The following is a 16,450-nucleotide window of genomic DNA, read 5'->3' on the forward strand; positions in this document are numbered from 1 at the left end:
TATAAACTAGCCATGATTTTCAAATCTAACGATAGTCACTTCTAGCACGTACTGGCGCAAAGGATAGTCGATGGATTGGTGTAATCCCTAAAGCATCTAATCCCTCTAAGTGTTGTTTAGTCCCATATCCAGCATTTTGATCAAAGCCGTATCCAGGATAGATTTGATGATAGTCTTCCATCATTTTATCTCTGGTTACTTTTGCGATTATACTAGCTGCCGCAATCGAAACACTTCGGGCATCTCCTTTGATCAGACTCTCTTGTTCAACCCGCAAGTCTAACTTCATCGCATCGATAAGCAAATGATCTGGACTTAAAGCTAAACCCTCTACCGCTAATTGCATTGCCCGCTTACTAGCTTGATAAATATTGATTTGATCAATCCCTTGTGCATCAACTTGCCCTACACTATAGGCTAATGCTTTTTCTTTAATTTCCTGATATAAGCGTTCTCTAGTAGCCATGGGTAGCTTCTTAGAATCGTTCAGTCCAATGATTGGATTAGCTGGATCGAGGATAACAGCAGCGGCCACCACCGGGCCAGCTAAGGGACCACGACCTACTTCATCAATACCAGCAACTAGAGACGCACCCGTGCTGAGCGCTTTTTGCTCAAATACTGACATCCGATCATACTCAGCAACGAGCGCTTGTTTTTTATCATAAGCTCGTTGCCACTTTAGCAAGGCGTCTTGTACCCCTTTTCGCTCATCTTCTTTCAAAAGCACTAGTTGAGGGTCATTTACGTCCGTTAGGTTATTTAATAGGGCTTTGATTTCTTTAATTGTCTGCTTCTTCATCTACATCACTTTCCATAAAAATTTCATTTGGTGTTTCAAAAGTGAATCTACCTAATTTACCATCTCTTAATTCGTAAATCAGCACCTGAGCTGTTCTTTCGTAATCTTCTTTATAGCCTTTAAGACGAGTAATTTCCATTAGTAATTCTGGAAGTGGCATTTCTGTTTCTAGTTTTTGATCGAAGTGATAACGTTTCGCAAGCGCACCTGGATAATGTTGCGTTAAATAATCCATGCCAAATAAGGCAATATCATCTAGGTGTAAGAGCGTATCTTTAATGGCTCCAGTCACTGCCAATCTTTTCCCAACTTCTTGATCTTCAAACTTCGGCCATAAAATACCTGGTGTATCTAAAAGCTCTAATTCTTTACCATATTTAATCCATTGTTGAGATTTAGTAACACCCGGTCTATTTCCGGTTTGTGCGATGTTTTTACGCGCAAAGCGATTGATCAATGTTGATTTACCAACGTTTGGTATGCCTACACAGACGGCTCTGATTGCTCTTGGTTTCATGCCCTTTTTTTCTCTTTTCTCAAAGAAAGAAGTTAAAGCCACCTTAGCCAATTTAATCACTTCTTTCATACCTTGACCTTGTTTAGCGTTGATTGAAATAGCATAAATGCCCTTGGATTCATAGTATTTGATCCATTCATTCACCTTCTTCATATCCGATAAATCGCTTTTCATTAAAATCGTGATCCGCGGTTTATCACCAATCATTTCGTTCAAGTCTGGGTTTCTACTCGAATAAGGAATTCTTGCATCTACGAGTTCAAATACAACGTCTACTAATTTTAGTTTTTCTTGAAATTGTCTTTTGGCTTTGGCCATGTGACCGGGGTACCATTGAATTGTCATGAATTATTCTCCTAACTCTTTTTCCTTAATAGATCTGCTTGTACTTACATGAAAAAAGTTGGTAGAGAAGGAAATCCTTCTTTTACCAACTATCTTTGTTGATTAATCAGCTTCATCGATACGCCCAAAATCATTAAAAGGCCATACCCTATAAGTTGTTACACCCGTTACTGATTCTTCAGAAACAAAACCGAAGTAACGACTATCTCTAGAATTCCCTCTGTTATCTCCCATAACAAAATACTCATCTTCTGGAACTTCTTGGACGCCTTGTAGAGATTCTAAAGAAAATTCATCAATGGTTCCACTGAACTCAGGTTGGTCCAACTCATCGAGTCTATCAAGGTAAGGCTCTTCTACTTCTTTACCATTTAAATAGAGTGTTTCGTTACTATAACGGATTTCGTCTCCTGGTATACCAATGACCCGTTTGATATATTGTTTCTCTGGTTCGTCTGGGGCTGGGAAAACAATGATATCAAATCGATTGACATCATTAAACTTGTTCAGTATCAACTTGTCGCCGTTCTCAAGTGTCGGAGCCATTGACTCACCATCAACAGTGACACTCGCGTAGACATATTTCTGGAAGAGCAATATAGCCACAGAAACCACTGCTATGTAAATCAGTGTGCTAACGACTTCTTGAAAGAACGATTTTTTCTTTGTTTGATTTTTTTTATCCTGATGTTTGACTTTTCTAGGTACGAAACCTGTCTCGTCTACTTGTTGATCACTCATACATTATCCTTCTTTCTAGCTTAATTAAAAGATCCATAATTTTTTTGTCACTCAATGCCATTCGATTCTATCTATTGGGTAATAAAGTAGAACGACTTTCCCAAGGACAGATTCACTAGAAATACTGCCATAGAACCGACTATCATAACTATATCGACGATTATCGCCCATTAGAAAATAGTGTCCTTCTGGAACACGCTGGTCCCCTGTTTGGCTAATATCAAAGTTAGATGTCCAAAGACCCGGTTCTTGTTCAATTTCTTCTCGATCAAAAAAAGGTTCTTCTATTATTTTATTATTAATATAGAGTTGATCCTGATCATAGCGGACTGAATCACCTGGCATGCCAATCACTCTTTTGACTACCGTTTTGTTCATGGGATCGGTAAATACGATAATATCAAATCGGTCTATCGATGAAACAGTCGACATGACGACCCTATCGTTAGAATGAAAGGTCGGATACATTGATATGCCCGTAACATCAGTAGGTATGAGTATATATAGTCTCAAAAAGGCACTAACTAATACAATACCGAACAAGACTCTTCCGATGCGTCTTCGTCTTAATTCTTTAAGACTTTTTTGCATATGCATCCTCTTTCTCAATGGAGTAAATGAAATAATTGAATAACTCATTATAGCTTACATTTTGCTTTTTTATCAAGGCAATTTTTTTAAAGCAAGTTAATTAAATAGATTTATCTCGTTAGGTGCAAGAAAAAAGCGATTTATGTTTGACATAAATCGCCCTTCTTTCTTATTGTTCATTTAATACTTTAATAGCTTCTTTGTATTGAGTATCGTTCTCTTCTATCAATGTTCTTAAATCTTCAACGAGATTTGTTGCTGTTGAACCTGTTACTATCCCGTTAACTTCTAAATCCTTATCTGATTGATAAGATTCTACTGCGGATTTGGTGTCTTCAGTAAAGTCACTTTCGGATTCACTGGTACCATATCCCAAAGCATCTAAAACAGCATTTAAGTTTTTGACTTCGTCTGAGCTATCACCTAATTGATACGTTTCTTCACTATTTACAATTAATAGATTTTGGTAATCTGGCATTGCTACTTCGGCATCAGGGGCTATCCCTTTTTCATGAATCCATTCACCGTCAGCTGTCAACCATTTACCCGTTGTAAATTTGACTTCTCCATCGCCATCTTCAAGAGGTACAACATTCTGGATGGTTCCTTTACCGAAAGTTGTCTGTCCTATTAATGGGATGTCAGCTGACTCACTTAGTGCACCAGCTAGAATTTCTGAAGCACTTGCGCTACCTTCATTTGTGAGTAAAACAGCTTTTCCGTCATATTTATAGTCACCTAAATTTTCAGAATCAGCTTGGTAAACGTAAGGCTCTTCTCCGCGACCTTGAGATTGCATCAACGGTAAACCATCTTCGACAAAGATATTGGATATCTGAAGCGCACTATCCAATAGTCCACCTGGATTACTTCGAACATCAAATACAAATTTCTCAGCACCTTGAGATTTCAAATCCTCAATCGCATCCACTAGTTCTTGATAAGTTGGTCGGTTAAAGTTGGTGATTCGAACATAACCGATTTCTAGTTGATCCTCATCTAATTCATATATAACGGATTCAACTGGAATCGCATCTCTCGTTAGCGTCACATTGAATTCTTCTCCATTCCGTTGAAGTAAGAGTGTGACCTCTGAGTCTTTTGGTCCTCTAATCAGTGCAACAGCATCTGTTAAAGATAATTCTGCAACAGACTCGCCATCGATCTCTACAATTAAATCATTGGCCTGTAGTCCAGCAGTTTCAGCGGGCGAGCCACCAATTGGCGATACAATTCTAACATATTCGCCTTCTTTCATTACCTCGGCACCAATACCTTCGAACTCACCATTTGTATTTTCTTGAAGGGAGGTTGATTCTGATACATCTAAATATTGTGTATAAGGATCGTCTAAAGCACCAGCCATACCTTCTAAGGCGCCTTCAACTAAATCGTCGGAATCCACTTCTTCAAAATAATTTTCTGATAACACAGTATAAAGTTCTTCCACTTGCTTTAAGTTACTGTCTGAAGCAACAACGCCTTCTGTAGAAGGGTTCTCCAACTTTTTGGCTTCTTGATTCGAGTCAGTACTCTTAACAAATAATATTGTTCCTGCAATACCGACAATGAGTACCACAATCAATGAAAGCATGTATACTGTTAAACTAACTTTTTTGGTCTGTCTATTATCCGGATCTTGTTCCATGGACTTCCTCTTTTCTTGTTTATCTGTGCTTCGTTTAATCGTTATGGGCTTTTAATGCTGTTTCAAGTGCAATGATCATCATGTCATCAAATGTCTTCTCACGTTCTTCAGAAGTTGTCTCTTCTCCGGTAAGCAGGTGATCACTAATCGTTAAAAGCGCCAAAGCTTTTTTATTGTATTTCGCAGCGAGAAGGTAAAGACCAGCGGCTTCCATTTCTACCGCAAGCACACCGTAATCTGCTAGCTTCATTTTATCTAATTCTTGATTATAGAATCGGTCTGCACTCAATACGTTACCGACTTTAACGTTCATTCCTTTTTCAGTTCCAATTTCATAAGCATGTTTCAACAAATGAAAATCAGCGATCGGTGCGAAATCTACTTGATTGCTAAAAGTATTTCTCACTGCACTTGAATCCGTTGTTGCTGCTTGAGCGAGAACGACATCTCGAATTTCTACTTCTTTCTTCATCCCACCGGCAGAACCTACACGCATCAGTGTTTGCACGCCATACTCTTGTATCAATTCTTCTACATAGATCATGATAGATGGGATTCCCATACCTGTACCTTGTACGGAAATTCTTTGTCCCTTATACGTCCCTGTATAACCAAAAGCATTTCTCACCGTATTGTATTGAACAACATCTTCAAGAAATGTTTCTGCTATATACTTAGCTCGTAAGGGATCACCTGGTAGTAAAACGACTTCTGCTATTTCACCTTTTTTTGCTTCGATATGTGTACTCATTTTGCATCTCCTCTATTGTTGATTTTTTGAGTTTAAAAAATGATTAATCTGCATTTCTATCGATATATCTTGTCCAAGCTTCGTCAAAAACATCCATACTCGGTAAGTAAGATCCATTTAACTCGAGATAGGCACTTATTTCATCGTAATCTTCAGATTGCTTCGGAAAACTACCATCGTTTTCAGCTGAATTAGCAAAAATTGTTACAGCATCTTTTTTGTTAGGATCTCTTTCTGTCATCAAATAATGATAAAAAGGTCTTTTCATTACTGTTCACCTTTAGCGTTAGCAGATTCCCATTCAGCTCTTTCAGCTTTTTCTTGTTTATAACGTCGTGGATTCTTCTTATAAAATTCCTGATGTTCTTCTTCAGCTTCATAAAAGGTACTGGCTTCTTCTATTTTCGTTACGATTTCTTCTGTGTAACGTCCACTATTTTCTAAAGCGGTTTTAGATGCTTCAGCTATTGCTTTTTGTTCTTCTGAGTAGTAATAGATAACCGGTCTGTAACTGTCGCCTCTATCCATAAATTGTCCCATAGCATCTGTTGGGTCTGTCTGATTCCAATATATTTCAATAAGCGCTTCATAAGAAATCATTTTTGGATCAAATTCAATAAGAACCGCTTCAGTATGACCCGAAGTTTGACTTTTCACTTGTTCATAAGTTGGATTCTCAACATGTCCCCCTGTATACCCAGATAAAACCGTTAATATCCCAGGCTGTTCTTCAAAAGGCTCAACCATACACCAGAAGCACCCTCCTGCAAATAAAGCTTTTTCCATCTTTAGCACTCCTTTGTTTATCTAATCATATTCTCTATTTCGTCTGCGTAAGTTTATCATTTCACTGCATCAAGAGGCAAATGAATATTAAATTGAATATCGTCTTCTTCTAAATTAATACGATCTGCAGAGAACCTTGCGCCATTATCGAGTTCAAACTCATTTAAATTAACAATAATAAATTGATTCTCACTATCAATCACGATCCACTCTGGAAAATCTACTTGTCTCGCTAGCTGAGACATTGCAAAACTAATTGGTAAATTTAGAGAACCGATATTGATCGAGTCTCCTCTGAGTTGCAAGTTACCATTTTCAAGCACGTAAGGTGTCATAAATAATGAAAATTCGATCGGAAATCCAAATACTTCTATTTCCCCACTCAATTCGGCTGAATCTTCTAGCGAGAAATTAAACCCTGCATACTGATCGTCTAACTCATTTCTCAAATATTCATTGGTTAATCTGGTAACATCTGCTTTTGTTGTACTGACTTGAAATACTAGATCATCTTCATTAGTCACTAAGGATTCCGTATTTTCTTCACCAACATTTACCGGCTGTAACTGCACAAAAAGCCATATCAATGCTCCGAATATTAAACCAATCAAAACCAAACATGCCCATTTCCATAAATTGATGCTTCTCTTTTTTTTCGTATTCACTGTACGCTGTTCCGCCAAATCGCTCTTCCTCTCTACTTATTCATACTAAGACTAGCTTTTGTATTTTCTAAATCTTTATTAATTGCATCTCTAAGCGCCTGAGCCATTATCTGGTAACCACTGTCATTAGGGTGGAAAAGATCTTCTTTATATAAATAAGGATGATTTTTATCTTGTATTTCATCTAGACTATCAGCAGATTCCTCCGGAGATTCTATCTCTTGAGGGGCCTCTGATGGATTAAAACGTGAATCGATTTCTACAAATCTCACGTTTGGTCGATCTTCTGCAAACTGAAGCGTACGCTGGTTCCATAAATCGAATACTGCTTGTAGTTCCTGAAACTCTGAGAAGTAATAATGATAGGGGTTATATAATCCATAAATGTACATGGTTGCCTGATCATTATATTGATTTAACAATTCAAAAATTTGGTTTAAATTTTTCTCATATGCTTGAATCGTTGGTTCAAAATCTTCAACTGAACCGTTCAAACCAACTTTACCAAAATTTTTAACAATATCATTTCCACCTATTGTTATCGTGATGATTGTTGCTTCTTTTAAATCAGTTTGTGCATCTTCATTTTCTTTTAACAATGTCAGCAACTGCTTAGATGTATCTCCCGCATGTCCATAATTCGCTGTTTCAACGCTCTTGACATGCGTATTTTCTTTAAGTAGGTCAGCGACCATTGGGACATATCCGCCTCGATGAGTGCTGTCACCTACTCCTTCTGTTAATGAGTCCCCTATAGCAACTAAATCAACATCTATCTTCATTTGTTCCTGAGAAGCTAATTGATTATTTTGATTTGTTTGTTCAGTTCCAGGAATGAATAATTCTAGCAAGAAATAACCTACTATTGCGAATACGCAAATACTCAATACACTTATAATTATCTTCTTGATCGCTACCATCTATTTTCTTCCTTACTCTAAATTTTAAATTATTTTCTTCCTAATCATTTACACTTTTTGAGGTGCATCTAATGACGATATTATGCTATACTAAATCTGTCAAAATGATACGGTACTATTATAAAGTGCTCAAAAAATAGTATACCAAATTATCGTATTGACGTACAGAAGCGAAGGTTGTAAAGGAGGTATATTATGTCAGAAAAAACACCCGAAACAGTTTTTTCCAGAGGGTACTTAATATGGAACGAGGTTTTAAATGCAATTACGCATGGCCTAGGTGTTATATTGAGTATTACAGGACTGATTTTTCTAGTAAAAAAAGGTCTTGAAATGGGCGGTATCGTGGAAGTCACTTCTTATATCGTCTACGGAACATCATTGATACTACTATATCTATGTTCTACGTTATACCACAGTTTAACGTTTACAAAAGCTAAACACTTTTTTCGAATTCTTGACCATTGTAGTATCTTCTTATTGATAGCAGGTACGTATACACCCTATACCCTCATAACGGTCGGGGGAAGATTAGGTATCCTATTAACTGTGATGATCTGGTCAATTGCTTTACTAGGTGTCATCTATAAAACAGTTTGGTTTAAGAAATTCCAAGGACTATCCGTATGGTTATACATCATGATGGGTTGGATCTCTTTATTCTTCTTAAACTATCTATACCAAGGTCTTGGAACCACAGGCTTTATCTGGCTAGTTGCAGGAGGACTATCTTTCACAATAGGCGCCCTATTTTACCGATTGAAATATGTTAAATTTATGCATGTTGTCTGGCATCTATTTGTACTAGGTGGAACAATCTGTATGTTCTTCTCAATTTATTTATACACTTAAAAACACAATAAAAAGGATCTCATCATTTTAGACAAAATGATGAGATCCTTTTTATGATAAACACAAAATTACTTAGCTATACGTTCAAATATTTGAAACGTATGAGCATGACGATTTTTTTCATCTAATAGGCCTTCTCTTGATTCGATCATCTTAAAGTTATTGTAATTAATTTCAGGCATATAAGTATCTCCTTGAAATTTCTCATGTATAAGCGTGCGGTAAAGTTTATCAACGTCATCAATAAACAAATTAAAGATATCAGCGCCACCAATGATATGAAGCGGTTTATCCATTGATTCAGCTAATATCAAAACAGACTCTCTGTCATTCATTACGATAACTTCATCGGCTTCATACGTATCATCTCTAGTCATCACAACATTGATTCTATTTTTCAAAGGTGGATTGGGGATCGATTCAAGCGTTTTCCTCCCCATCAATACGTTTCCCGTTAGTGTTACTTCTTTAAAGAATTTCATATCGTTGGGAAGTGACCAGGGTAACTCTCCATTCAATCCAATTACACCATTTTCATCTTCAGCCCATACAAATGTTATCATAGCAGCATTCTCCTCATTTGTTTGCAACGCGCAACTAATCCTTTACCTATTCGTTGTATATTGCAAGTATCTATCATTCTGTAGTTTTTGCCATAAAAATCAATCGTTCAATTTCATTAAACCCGTTGGCTTTATAAAAAAATTCAGCATCTATGCCTTTATCAGTGAGCAAGGCTAAATCTTGCACATCTTCTTCTTCAAGTACGTCTTCGAGATGAGCCATTAGTTTTTTCCCTATCCCTTTGCCTTGTGAAGCATTTAGTACAAACATCTCTTGTATAAAAAATTCTTTCCCACTGTACCATCTTTTTACATTACCTAGTATAACGCCCTCTAGCGTCTCTTGATGTTGAAAACCAACACCGATGAATCCAGGCGTTTGAAAAATATCTTCCAAATACAATCTCGCTTGCTCTTGCTTCCAGTCATCATTCCAAGGCGGTCCATTGAATACATCTATAAAAGAAGATACACATAAATTAATATCTTCTTGATCTAATCGTCTAAACATTGTCTTACCTCTTTTCTTAAACAGCTATAGGCGCTTTAATCCCTTTGTGAGGTTTATAGCCTGTTACTTTAATATCATCGATATCAAAATCAAAAATACTCACTTTTTCTTTATTTAATTCTAAAGTCGGAAACGGCATTGGCTCTCTAGAAAGTTGTTCATTGATTTGATCCATATGATTCAAATAAAGATGTGCATCTCCTAGTGTATGCACAAAATCTCCTACTTCTAAGCCAGTCTCGTGTGCAACCAAGTGTGTTAATAATGCATAGCTAGCAATATTAAATGGTACCCCTAAAAATACATCTGCACTTCTTTGATATAATTGACAACTTAACTTACCATCTTGAACGTAAAATTGAAATAATGTGTGACAAGGTGGTAATGCCATATCTGGTACTTCTTCAGGATTCCACGCTGAAACAATGTGTCTTCTTGAATCAGGATTGTTTTTTATGGAATCAATCACATTCTGAATTTGATCGATAGTGCCGCCATCAGTTGTAGGCCACGTTCTCCATTGTGCGCCATATACATTTCCGAGAGTACCATGCTTTTCAGAAAAAGCTTCGTCAGATAGGATTTTTTGATTAAATGCTTCTTTTTCTTGCTGATAAAGTTCATTGAATGCTTCATCTTCTTGAGATCTCAAACCAAAATCAGTCATGTCTGGTCCTTTATAATCTTCAGACTGAACATATCGTTCAAATGCCCATTCATCCCAGATATGATTATTGTGTTCAAGAAGATATTTGATGTTCGTATCACCTTTTAAAAACCAAAGTAGCTCACTTTTAATTAATTTGAAATAAACACGTTTAGTCGTCAATAGTGGAAATCCTTTTTGCAGATCAAATCGCATTTGATGACCAAATACGGATTTTGTACCTGTACCTGTACGATCATCTCTGATACTACCTTCTTCAAGTATTCTTTTTGCGAGGTTAAGGTATTCCTGTTCCATTAAAATTTCTCCTTTTTAAATAAATTCACTTAAATAATCCCATCGTTCCATTTTAGCTTCGAGTGCTTGTTCTAACGTTGCTTGTTTATGATTTAGTTCACCAATAATCGTATAATCGCTACCTGCTTTGCTCATTTCAATTTGAATCTCTTCTAATTCAGATTCCAGCGCTGCAATCTCATCTTCTATGGTGTCCCATTCTTTCTTTTCCATGTAAGTCAATTTTGTTTTTTCTTTTTTTTGAGCATTCGTTTCTTTTGCATTTTTTTCTTCAGCCACAACTGTATTAACCATTTCATTTTTTTCTCTGTCTTGCTCTTCAAGAAATTCTGTCATCTTACCGTAGTAGGAATCAATAGCGCCATTACCTTTGAAGATTAGTAATTTAGAAGCCATTTTATCTAAAAAGTAACGGTCATGTGAAACGGCGATAACCGCACCACTGAATGTTTCAATATAAGATTCAAGAACTGTTAAAGTCTGAATATCTAAATCATTTGTAGGCTCATCAAGCAATAGCACATTCGGTTGTTGCATGAGCAATTTCAATAAATAAAGTCGTCTTTTCTCTCCACCAGAAAGTTTACCAATCAATGTACCATGTGTGGAGCGATCGAAAAGAAATTGTTCTAGCAACTGGGTCACGCTTACACTTGTACCATCTGCTAACCGAACCTCTTCTGCGATTTCTTGTAAATAAGAGATAACACGTTTATTTTCATCCATCGATTCATTAGTTTGGGTATAGTAAGCCACTTTAACAGTTTCACCAATTTCAAGAATACCGCTATCTAAAGGAATCTGATCAGCTAATATATTTAAAAAAGTCGTTTTACCTGATCCATTTTCGCCTGTAATACCAATACGGTCAGTTTGTTGAATGAGTAAACTGAATTGATCCAAGATCACTTGCTGGTCTCGTTTGAAATTTGCTTTATCCAATTCTAGTACTTTTTTACCTAAACGGCTTCCAGATAGGTTTAAATCTAAAGAAGCATTCGGGTCGGTGTTCGAAACTTCCTTTTTCAAATCTGTGAATCGGTCAATCCTTGCTTGTTGCTTCGTGCCTCGAGCCTTAACACCTGCTCTCATCCAAGCGAGTTCTTGTTTGTACAATTGCTTCTGCTTGTGTGTCTTTTGAGTCTGCGTTTCTTCTCTTTCCGCTTTTAAACGAACAAAGTCTTGGTAGTTCCCAACATAGCGTTCTAAGCGTCCGTATGTCAACTCTACCATGTGATTAACGACATTATCTAAGAAGTAACGGTCATGGGTTACGAGTAATAATGCACCTTTATAATTCATCAAGAAATTTTCAAGCCACTTGATCATTTCGAAATCCAAATGGTTTGTCGGTTCATCGAGAATAAGCAAATCGGGCTCTTGAATCAACACTTGCGCTAGGGCAGCTCTTTTTTGCTGACCACCAGACATTTGTCCGATTTTTTGCTGCATATCGTGAATACCTAGCCGCGTAAGAATGGACTTGGCACTTGCATTTGCGTTCCATGCATCAGCGCTATTCATTTTCTGTTCAGCAGTAGAAAAATGATTTTGTGCACGTGTATCTGTCGGATCGATCGTTAATCGCTGTAAGGCAGATTCATAAGTTCGGACGGCCTCCATGATTGCAGTCGTTCCATCAAAAACAGTATCCAAAACGGTTTTAGAATCATCTAATGTATTTTTTTGCTCGAGATAACCAATGGTGTAATCGTTTGGTTGAGAAATCGTACCTTTATCAGGAGATAATTTTTTTGTCAGTATATTCAAGAGACTCGTTTTCCCGGTCCCATTAACCCCAATCAATCCAATTCTCTGACCATCGGTAATTGAAAAATCAATCGAATCGAATAATGTTTTCATTCCATACGAATGAGTCAAATTTTCTATTTTTAATTCTTTCATCTAGACCCACCACTCTTTTTATAGTAATTCTATTCTATCATATCCGCACTCACTTATAACATGAACATTTTCTCAGTTAGAAAAAATATTCAATCGGAATTTCTTTGATCGTTTATTCTAAGATTGCTTATAACAGTAGATTTCTATATACTGGTGGTAAGCGTATTAGGCTTATTGATACCATTATTTTCATAGGAGGATTATCATGACTTCAGGTAAAGTAAAATGGTTTAGTAACCAAAAAGGGTATGGGTTTATTGAATACAACGATCATGATGACGTTTTTGTTCATTTTACTGGAATTGAAAAAGAAGGATTTAAAACACTTCAAGAAGGTCAGTTAGTTGAATTTTCAATCGTTGAAGGCAACCGTGGTCCTCAAGCAACACAAGTACGCGAAATTGAAACATCTACAGAATCAAACTAACTTAAAAAAAGGATTAGACATTTGTCTAATCCTTTTTACTATAGTTTAAATGTAGTGCGTTCATTGGGAGACCTTTGCTTTGTGCCCAATGATTCAACCTTGCTTGATTTGACTTATTCAGATAGAATTCGTAAGTTTTATCAGTTTTCAATTCCAAAATAGTCAGTCTTTTATGTTCTGTTACGATCAAACCCTGAATGTCAGAAATTGGAATGAAAGCTTTCTTCAATCCCGCAAAATAGCAAAAATAGAGTTGTTCCTCCTCGATTTTTATATACGTTTCTTTTTTTAAGTAAAATAAAAGCAACGTGATGATAGCGAATGCCACAGTTCCCCAATTAAATCGTGCTAGCGTGGTTGTAATCACGATGGTAATACAAAAAGAAATAAATATACTCGATATAAAGATCGTCTGAAATGCTGGCTCCAATGATAGTTTGATTTTGTTACTTGATTGACTAAGTTCTTGTGTTTTTGTCTTCATAATCTTGATCTCCTACTTTTCATTATCGAAAGGATAATTTTTATGTTAAAAATATATTCCGATGCTGCCGTCAATGGCAATCCTGGATTCGCTGGAATTGGTATCGTCGTATCCGGCTCAGATGTCTACAAACAATTAAAAGAACCGTTAAAAGGACAATGGGATAACCATACTGCTGAATTCGAAGCAATGAGCCAAGCTATTACCTGGGTTGTCGAACAGGGATTAACCGATTCGTTGACACTCTTTTTCACGGATAGTCAGGTCGTTGCTAAGTCTTTAGAAAAGAAATATGTAAAAAATGATTTATTTAAGCCTTATCTCAAGCGGTGTCTTAGCTTGCTAGATCAACTGGCATACTACGAGATTCGATGGATTCCTGAAAAACAAAATAAAGGTGCTGATCAACTTGCCAAACAAGCCTTACAAATTGCTATAAACTAATTTATCGATTTCATATTGTCTATCATACCAGTTTATCTATCAATTTGCTTGAATTTTGTGTGCTTTTTACAAGTTAAAAATAAAACAAGAGGTAATCATAAAAGATTACCTCTTTGTCTTACTTAGATAAAACAATAATCGCATTTTTTAATTCGTTTTTCTCTATCTGAATGTTTTTCATGATAAAACCAAATTCTGAATATCCTTCAGTGCTCTTTTCTTGCTTTGCATGTCGCAAATGATAGAAATCATTCAAAGTTTCCTCATCCTTAAACGGTATGGTTAACTTCAGTTTCTCATTTATTTCTTTGATAGTCGTTTGGCCACTAACTAACCAAGAATGCTGATTTAGTGGTTTGATGTGTAGAGATTCTTTTGACATTAAGATATCATCACTGAATTCCCCCACAATTTCTTCAAGTAGATCATTCATTGTGATAATCCCACTAGTCCCACCATATTCATCAATAACGACAGCGAAGCGCTCTTTCGATTGTTTCATATTTCTGAATAAAACATCTGCTCTCACGGTTTCTAACACATAATTGACTGGACGAATAACTTCTTTTCTAAGAGAAACTAATCGCTTATCATCTACTCTAAAGTAATCTTTTGTGTAAAGAATCCCGATAATATGATCACTAGATTTACTACATACCGGATACACAGAGTGTCTTCCCGTTCTTATCGTCCGCTCCCAATCTTCTTGTGTCTCTTCCATCCAAAGGAATACAACATCAATTCTGTGGGTCATGATCGTTTCAACTTGGGTATCATCGAATTCAAAAACATTTTGAATCATATGCTCTTCATCAGGTTGGATTTGCCCTTTTTGAGCGCCAATATCTAACATTAATCGAATTTCCTCTTCAGTATCTTCACTCTCATCATCATCCGTATTTATACCAAATATTTTTAGTATCCCACGTGTTGACAGTGAAAATAGCCTCACAATTGGCGTGAAAATCATTGAGATGACCGTAACTAATCCCGACAAAGCTAGTGCAACTTTTTGTGGATTTTTTAGCGCTAACTGCTTTGGAACAAGCTCCCCTAAAACCACGGTAAAGAAGGTTAACAGTAGCGTAATTAACACCAGTGAAATTAAATTTAGAAGCGTAATAGGAATCTCAATACCAATACCAGCTAGCAAACCAACTAGCCGACTTGAGAAGTTTTCAGTTGCAACAGCACTACTAAGTAGATTTACTAGTGTAATTCCAATTTGAATGGTCGCAAGAAAATCAGAAGAATTTTCTGTTAATTTTTTTAATCGCTTAGCGCGTACATCCCCACTTTGTGCTAATCTTTCTAGCTTATTATCATTAATGGTGATCACGGCGATTTCAGCACTCGCAAAGATTGCATTCAAAAAGATGAAAACAAATTGTAGAACAAATAGCCATAATAGAGAAATATCTGACAAAATTTTAACCCTCCAACTCAATTGTTTTTTTCATTAATTTCTATTCAAAATCTTATTTACTACTAATATTATTAGTATAACAATGTTTATAGACAAGTCAACAGAGACCACTGATGTCCATTTAACATGTATAAAGATTAAATTAATCATAAGGGCTGAAAATGGATTGCCAGCAAGTGTTATCTGCTATATTATATTGAAATAATGGAGGTTAAGACAGTTGGAAAATAGATTAATGCAGTGGATCATCCGTTTCATTAAAGGGATTTTTATTGGCTCAGGTGCTATTTTACCGGGTGTTAGTGGCGGCGCATTGGCAGCCGTATTTGGCATTTATGAAGAACTGATTTACTTTATAGCGCATATGAACGATCACTTCAAAGAAAAAGTGCTTTTCTTTTTGCCAGTGGGTTTCGGTGGTGGCTTTGGAATAATTGTCCTCGCCTATCCGATAGAATCACTGCTTAGAACCCAACCAGTATTTATACTGCTATTCTTTATGGGCTGCATTTTTGGTACAGTTCCTTTACTCTACCGAAAAGCCGGCCTCTATGGTCGTAGTCGCAAACATATTTGGCTCACGGTCATTACAGCTATTGTCTCTTTTATATTATTGGTCAGCGCCAATCTGTTTTTAACGATCACAGTCGCGCAGACACCTTTTACCTGGGTTATGGTTGGCGTACTATTCGCTTCGGGATTTATTATTCCCGGTCTTAGTCCCTCTAATTTTCTGATATACATGCATCTGTATGCACCTTTAACCAGAGGAATCAGTCGCCTTGATCTATCTATTCTTTTACCAGTGGGCTTCGGTGCTTTGCTTTGTATTATTGCGTTGTCAAAACTGGTAAATTATTTAATGAGACGCTTTTATACGACTATTTTTCATCTGATCTTAGGGGTGGTCATCGCTTCAACTGTTATCATCTTTCCATCTCAAGAAGCCTTTAGTCAATTGTCACGATTAAGTATCCTCATTTCCGTAATATTATTCTTTATGGGCTTGGCCTTAGGACTTTGGATGGGTAGATTGGAAATGAAATACAAACCAAAAACGTAAACTAACCGTATTCTTATAAAAAAGACGTTGGCGTTTTTTTCACCA

General features: G+C 36.5%; 20 protein-coding genes. 4 read left to right on the forward strand and 16 right to left on the reverse strand.

The genetic code is table 11. The annotated features are described in order from the left end of the window. Positions 1–25 precede the first annotated feature (25 nt). From J5J05_RS06895 to J5J05_RS06940, 10 genes are all read right to left on the reverse strand, one after another. Positions 26–802 (reverse strand): ribonuclease HII, encoded by a 777-nt coding sequence (locus J5J05_RS06895; RefSeq protein WP_208559949.1) that lies wholly within the window; start codon positions 800–802, stop codon positions 26–28. Next, on the reverse strand, positions 783–1,664 hold the full coding sequence (ylqF, locus tag J5J05_RS06900; RefSeq protein ID WP_208559950.1) for a ribosome biogenesis GTPase YlqF: 882 nt from the start codon (positions 1,662–1,664) through the stop codon (positions 783–785). The genes J5J05_RS06895 and ylqF overlap by 20 nt, the downstream gene beginning before the upstream one ends. A 102-nt stretch (positions 1,665–1,766) precedes the next feature. After that, the gene (lepB, locus tag J5J05_RS06905) at positions 1,767–2,405 is read right to left on the reverse strand and encodes a signal peptidase I (RefSeq protein WP_208559951.1); all 639 of its coding nucleotides are present in this window, start codon (positions 2,403–2,405) and stop codon (positions 1,767–1,769) included. A gap of 51 nt (positions 2,406–2,456) precedes the next feature. Then, a complete protein-coding gene (lepB, locus tag J5J05_RS06910) occupies positions 2,457–2,996 on the reverse strand; it encodes a signal peptidase I (RefSeq protein WP_208559952.1) in 540 nt (179 codons plus the stop codon). Positions 2,997–3,165: 169 nt separating this feature from the next. Further along, positions 3,166–4,644: a S41 family peptidase gene (locus J5J05_RS06915; RefSeq protein WP_208559953.1), complete on the reverse strand. Its 1,479-nt coding sequence runs from the start codon at positions 4,642–4,644 to the stop codon at positions 3,166–3,168. A 34-nt stretch (positions 4,645–4,678) separates the two neighbouring features. Then, positions 4,679–5,395 carry a purine-nucleoside phosphorylase gene (gene deoD / locus J5J05_RS06920; protein WP_208559954.1) on the reverse strand — a complete coding sequence of 239 codons (717 nt, stop codon included), beginning with the start codon at positions 5,393–5,395 and terminating at the stop codon, positions 4,679–4,681. Positions 5,396–5,438: 43 nt separating this feature from the next. After that, positions 5,439–5,663, reverse strand: coding sequence for a YozE family protein (locus J5J05_RS06925; RefSeq protein ID WP_208559955.1), 225 nt, complete (start codon positions 5,661–5,663; stop codon positions 5,439–5,441). Continuing rightward, positions 5,663–6,181 carry a peptide-methionine (S)-S-oxide reductase MsrA gene (gene msrA / locus J5J05_RS06930; RefSeq protein ID WP_208559956.1) on the reverse strand — a complete coding sequence of 173 codons (519 nt, stop codon included), beginning with the start codon at positions 6,179–6,181 and terminating at the stop codon, positions 5,663–5,665. Before msrA ends, J5J05_RS06925 begins: the two co-directional genes overlap by 1 nt. Before the next feature lie 56 nt (positions 6,182–6,237). Further along, positions 6,238–6,864 (reverse strand): YpmS family protein, encoded by a 627-nt coding sequence (locus J5J05_RS06935; protein ID WP_208559957.1) that lies wholly within the window; start codon positions 6,862–6,864, stop codon positions 6,238–6,240. 14 nt (positions 6,865–6,878) lie between these two features. After that, positions 6,879–7,766, reverse strand: a complete 888-nt coding sequence (locus tag J5J05_RS06940) for an SGNH/GDSL hydrolase family protein (protein WP_208559958.1) — start codon at positions 7,764–7,766, stop codon at positions 6,879–6,881. A 195-nt stretch (positions 7,767–7,961) separates the two neighbouring features. On the opposite strand from J5J05_RS06940, the gene trhA reads away from it, so the two are divergent. After that, complete coding sequence (gene trhA, locus J5J05_RS06945; RefSeq protein ID WP_208559959.1) at positions 7,962–8,618, forward strand: PAQR family membrane homeostasis protein TrhA; 657 nt, start codon at positions 7,962–7,964, stop codon at positions 8,616–8,618. Between the two features lie 68 nt (positions 8,619–8,686). Here the strand turns inward: trhA and J5J05_RS06950 are convergent, their stop codons facing one another. From J5J05_RS06950 to J5J05_RS06965, 4 genes are all read right to left on the reverse strand, one after another. Continuing rightward, positions 8,687–9,181: a dihydrofolate reductase gene (locus J5J05_RS06950; RefSeq protein ID WP_208559960.1), complete on the reverse strand. Its 495-nt coding sequence runs from the start codon at positions 9,179–9,181 to the stop codon at positions 8,687–8,689. A gap of 73 nt (positions 9,182–9,254) precedes the next feature. Continuing rightward, positions 9,255–9,692 carry a GNAT family N-acetyltransferase gene (locus J5J05_RS06955; RefSeq protein WP_208559961.1) on the reverse strand — a complete coding sequence of 146 codons (438 nt, stop codon included), beginning with the start codon at positions 9,690–9,692 and terminating at the stop codon, positions 9,255–9,257. Between the two features lie 16 nt (positions 9,693–9,708). Then, entirely contained in the window at positions 9,709–10,656 is a 948-nt protein-coding gene (locus tag J5J05_RS06960; protein ID WP_208559962.1) for a thymidylate synthase, read from the reverse strand. Positions 10,657–10,671: 15 nt separating this feature from the next. Further along, a complete protein-coding gene (locus tag J5J05_RS06965) occupies positions 10,672–12,519 on the reverse strand; it encodes an ABC-F family ATP-binding cassette domain-containing protein (RefSeq protein WP_425270350.1) in 1,848 nt (615 codons plus the stop codon). 247 nt (positions 12,520–12,766) lie between these two features. Between J5J05_RS06965 and J5J05_RS06970 the strand changes: the two genes are divergently transcribed. Then, the gene (locus J5J05_RS06970; protein WP_208559964.1) at positions 12,767–12,988 is read left to right on the forward strand and encodes a cold-shock protein; all 222 of its coding nucleotides are present in this window, start codon (positions 12,767–12,769) and stop codon (positions 12,986–12,988) included. Between the two features lie 25 nt (positions 12,989–13,013). Here the strand turns inward: J5J05_RS06970 and J5J05_RS06975 are convergent, their stop codons facing one another. Further along, positions 13,014–13,472: an EbsA family protein gene (locus J5J05_RS06975; RefSeq protein ID WP_208559965.1), complete on the reverse strand. Its 459-nt coding sequence runs from the start codon at positions 13,470–13,472 to the stop codon at positions 13,014–13,016. Positions 13,473–13,514: 42 nt separating this feature from the next. On the opposite strand from J5J05_RS06975, the gene J5J05_RS06980 reads away from it, so the two are divergent. Then, positions 13,515–13,916, forward strand: coding sequence for a ribonuclease HI family protein (locus tag J5J05_RS06980; RefSeq protein WP_208559966.1), 402 nt, complete (start codon positions 13,515–13,517; stop codon positions 13,914–13,916). Positions 13,917–14,034: 118 nt separating this feature from the next. On the opposite strand, the gene J5J05_RS06985 is transcribed toward J5J05_RS06980, so the two are convergent. Continuing rightward, positions 14,035–15,342, reverse strand: a complete 1,308-nt coding sequence (locus J5J05_RS06985; protein WP_208559967.1) for a hemolysin family protein — start codon at positions 15,340–15,342, stop codon at positions 14,035–14,037. 220 nt (positions 15,343–15,562) lie between these two features. Here J5J05_RS06985 and J5J05_RS06990 point away from each other — a divergent pair, with 220 nt between their 5' ends. After that, a complete protein-coding gene (locus J5J05_RS06990; protein ID WP_244244654.1) occupies positions 15,563–16,405 on the forward strand; it encodes a DUF368 domain-containing protein in 843 nt (280 codons plus the stop codon). Positions 16,406–16,450 lie beyond the last annotated feature (45 nt).

The organism is Marinilactibacillus kalidii (assembly GCF_017599325.1).
Taxonomy (GTDB): Bacteria; Bacillota; Bacilli; order Lactobacillales; family Carnobacteriaceae_A; genus Marinilactibacillus; species Marinilactibacillus kalidii.